Below are 3,302 nucleotides of genomic sequence, written 5' to 3'. Positions count from 1 at the left end.
ACGGCGAAGCCGGCCACCAGGCGGATGCCATCGTAATACATTTCATGGAAGATTTCCTGGGGGAAGAATTTAACGCCGTTCCGGAAATGGAAATGATGAAAACGGCGTTCCAGCTGGCGAAGCATGGCATGGAAATCAAAGGGAATACGCGCAGCCGCATCAATGCGATCATGAAGAAAATGCCGGAAATGAACGGCATGCAACGGCTATCCGCCTTGTTCAACGTCTTCGACCTGCTGGCCGGCACTTCGGAATATGAACTGCTGGCCAGCCCTGCGTTTGTGGAGAATGTGCAGCTTACCACCTCCAACCGTTTCGGAATCATAACCGATTACATCATGCGGAATTTCGACCGGGATATCCCGTTAACCGAAATCGCCGGTGTCGCCAACATGGCCGTTACCACGTTTTGCAATTACTTCAAGGAACACCAGCGGGTAACGTTCATCGAATACCTGAACTCCGTGCGGGTGGGCCATGCCTGCAAGCTGTTGTCTGAAAAGGATCATAACATCGCCGAGATCGCCTACGAATGCGGGTTTAACAATCTTGCCAATTTCAACCGACAGTTCAAGAAACTGAAAGGCATGACACCCAGCGAGTACAAACGCACGCTGGTGCTGTAACCACCTGTCGTCAGGCGTTCAGACCGCCATCCATGAGGATATTCTCGCCATTGATATAGGCGCCCGCATCAGAAGCGAGGAGCACTACCAGGCCTTTGATATCATCGCGGTTCGCCATTCTGCCCAGCGGTACTTTTTTGCAGTAGTTTTTCAGGAATTGTTCGGGTTGATGATTGAAGAGCCCGCCCGGACTGATGCAATTGACGCGCACCTGCTTGCCGGCGTATACTTTGGCGAGGTAACGGGTGAGGTTGATGAGGCCTGCGTTATGGAAGAAATAGTCGGGCGGCGGATGGCCCATATCCGTTCCGTCGTAATTGGACAGATCAGGGCCGCGCATCCCCATCATGGAAGCGATGTTGATGATACTCCCCCCGCCGCTTTCTTCGATGAGCGCCGCCATTTCCCGGAGCAGGTCCATCATGCCGGTAGCATTCACCTGCATGGAATCCGCGAATTGGGAGATAGGCGCATCATACCCTTTCATGGGCCGGCTGACGGCGTTGTTCACAAAAATATCGAGGCGGCCGTAGGTATTGCTTATCGATGCCGCCAGTTCCCGGATGGAATTATGATCACCCTGGTCCAATGCCATCGCATCCACCTGTAAGCCTTGCTGGCGGAATGTCTCCGCCACGCGGCGCCCTTCGTCGAGATTGCGGGAAGCAGTGATGACGCGGGCACCGGCTTCGCCTAGCGCTTCCACCATACATTGACCGTATTGCCCGGCGCCGCCTGTAACGAGCGCCACCCTTCCTTCCAGGTTGAATAATTGTTGAATATGCATGTGTAAACTCAATGAATATGAATAGTGATACCGCCTTGCTCCCGGCTTTCCTTCGCGGCGATGAGCGTGCCGATGATGGCGGCGGTGGTGCCGAATTCCAGGCGCGGCCGGCCTTCCTGTACAGACCGCACGAATTCGATGATATTGTCGCGGAACATGGCGTAGGAATTAGTGATATCCACCAGCCGCCAGTTTCTTTCGCCGAACACAGACAGCTGGAATGTCGGGGAAATATCCATGAACAGGTGGATGACGGCGATGACGCCGTTGGCGAATTCCACCGTCACCACGTCCTTCCCCTGCCGGCCGGTATGCCTTACCGTTAGCGGCTGCGGATCTCCCAGGAGCGAGAACACCGCTTCCAGCATGTGCACCCCGTATTTTACCCAGTCCTTCTTCCCGGTGGCCGTCACGAGTTGAAGGGGGCCCAGCGCGCCCAGTTGGGCTTTGGCGGACATGACTTCCGACGCATACCGCATGGAAGAACAGCTCATGATGAATTTCCCTTCCGCAGCGTGCCCAGCGAACCAGGCCAGGTCTTCCCGGCTGATGGCCAGCGGCTTGTCGATGAACAAAGGAACGCCGGCTTCGAGGAAAGGCACGGCCATGGCGCGATGGTGCTCGGGATCGTCGCGCGCGAGGATGACGGCATCGGTGTGCCCGGCCATTTCCTCCAGCGATCCCGCCACGTGATCAATGCCCGTGGCCCGGGCGATGCTTTCGGCGATGGCGGTATCCTGCGCCCAGACGTGGGTAACCTTTGCGCCGGGGATCCCGAGCGTGGCGCGGTTTGCCGCCAGGTAATCCGCCACGGCGGGATATCCCACCCGGGCGATCTCCGCGCCATCAGCCACGCCATTGATAATGGCCGACCAGGAATAGGGATGCGCATTGCCTTCGCTCATCCCGATGATACCGATCTTTATCATGCTTCGCGGATTTTTTGCTGGATGGATTGACAGTAGTTCTTCATCCCCACTACATCGGCGCCAACATTCACGAACTGGTAACCCATGCTGAGGAAATCCTTCAGGCTGTCGATACTCCCCGATGTAGCCGCGAATTTCCCATGCCTGCGGGCGGCTTCGGCTACGAGGCGGCGGGCTTTGAGCAGTTCGGGATGGTCCCACTGGCCGGGGGCGCCAATGCTCTGGCTGAAGTCTCCCGGGCCGAAAAACAGCATATCGTACCCTTCCAGCGCGGCGATGGCCTCGATTTCCTTCAGGGGCTCGTTGTCTTCAATCTGCAGGATCACGAAACGCTGGCTGTTGGCCTGTTGCATGTAATCGGTGAGCGGAATGCCGGTGTAGCCTGCATCCGCACTGCCGCCGTCGATCGCGCGTTTGCCCAGCGGATGGAAGCGGGTCATTTTAACGATAGACTTCGCATCTTCCAGGCTCATGACGTGCGGCACGAGAATGCCCGCAGCATCGAGCTCCAGCGGCTTGATGTAATCGCTGTAACTGCCTCTTGGCACCCGCACCATCACATCCACATCGTGCGCTTTGGCGGAACGGATATGTGTAGACACAACTGACCAGTCCTGCGCCAGGTGCTCCCGGTCCACCCACAGGCAATCGAAGCCCGTCATGGCCGCCAGTTCGGACACCTGTCCGTCTCCGAAATTGATTTTCAGGCAGCTGGCCGTTTCGCCAGCCCTTAATTTCCTCAGTACCCTGCTTTCTCTCATTTTCATATATCCGGTATATTTAAAGTTTATGTCTTTTCAAAATCTGCAAAATAGCATTGGCGGCCGACACGCGCACATCTTCATTTTCATCCGCCAGCAGTTTATCGAGCATGGATAAATCAACCATCGTCCCCCGGATTGCCAGTCCCTCGCCCACCTGGTAACGCTCCCCGGCACTGCCGTGGAGGCATTGCAGCAA

General features: G+C 56.5%; 5 protein-coding genes. 1 reads left to right on the top strand and 4 read right to left on the bottom strand.

All coding sequences use genetic code 11. The annotated features are described in order from the left end of the window. Positions 1 to 626 (top strand): AraC family transcriptional regulator (locus Q0510_RS15060; protein ID WP_298713429.1); only part of this gene is annotated, 626 nt, incomplete at its 5' end. A gap of 10 nt (positions 627 to 636) precedes the next feature. On the opposite strand, the gene Q0510_RS15055 is transcribed toward Q0510_RS15060, so the two are convergent. The 4 genes from Q0510_RS15055 to Q0510_RS15040 form a co-directional block, all read right to left on the bottom strand. Then, positions 637 to 1,413 (bottom strand): SDR family oxidoreductase, encoded by a 777-nt coding sequence (locus Q0510_RS15055; RefSeq protein WP_298713426.1) that lies wholly within the window; start codon positions 1,411 to 1,413, stop codon positions 637 to 639. An 8-nt stretch (positions 1,414 to 1,421) separates the two neighbouring features. Further along, the gene (locus Q0510_RS15050) at positions 1,422 to 2,342 is read right to left on the bottom strand and encodes a Gfo/Idh/MocA family oxidoreductase (RefSeq protein ID WP_298713423.1); all 921 of its coding nucleotides are present in this window, start codon (positions 2,340 to 2,342) and stop codon (positions 1,422 to 1,424) included. Continuing rightward, positions 2,339 to 3,109 (bottom strand): aldolase/citrate lyase family protein, encoded by a 771-nt coding sequence (locus tag Q0510_RS15045; RefSeq protein WP_298713420.1) that lies wholly within the window; start codon positions 3,107 to 3,109, stop codon positions 2,339 to 2,341. Before Q0510_RS15045 ends, Q0510_RS15050 begins: the two co-directional genes overlap by 4 nt. A gap of 13 nt (positions 3,110 to 3,122) precedes the next feature. After that, positions 3,123 to 3,302: hypothetical protein (locus tag Q0510_RS15040; protein WP_298713417.1), on the bottom strand; the 180-nt coding region annotated here is incomplete at its 5' end.

This window comes from uncultured Chitinophaga sp. (assembly GCF_937874145.1).
In the GTDB taxonomy this organism is placed as follows: domain Bacteria; phylum Bacteroidota; class Bacteroidia; order Chitinophagales; family Chitinophagaceae; genus Chitinophaga.
Note: the sequence above shows the minus strand (reverse complement) of the source record. Positions and strands in the feature narration are given on the sequence as shown.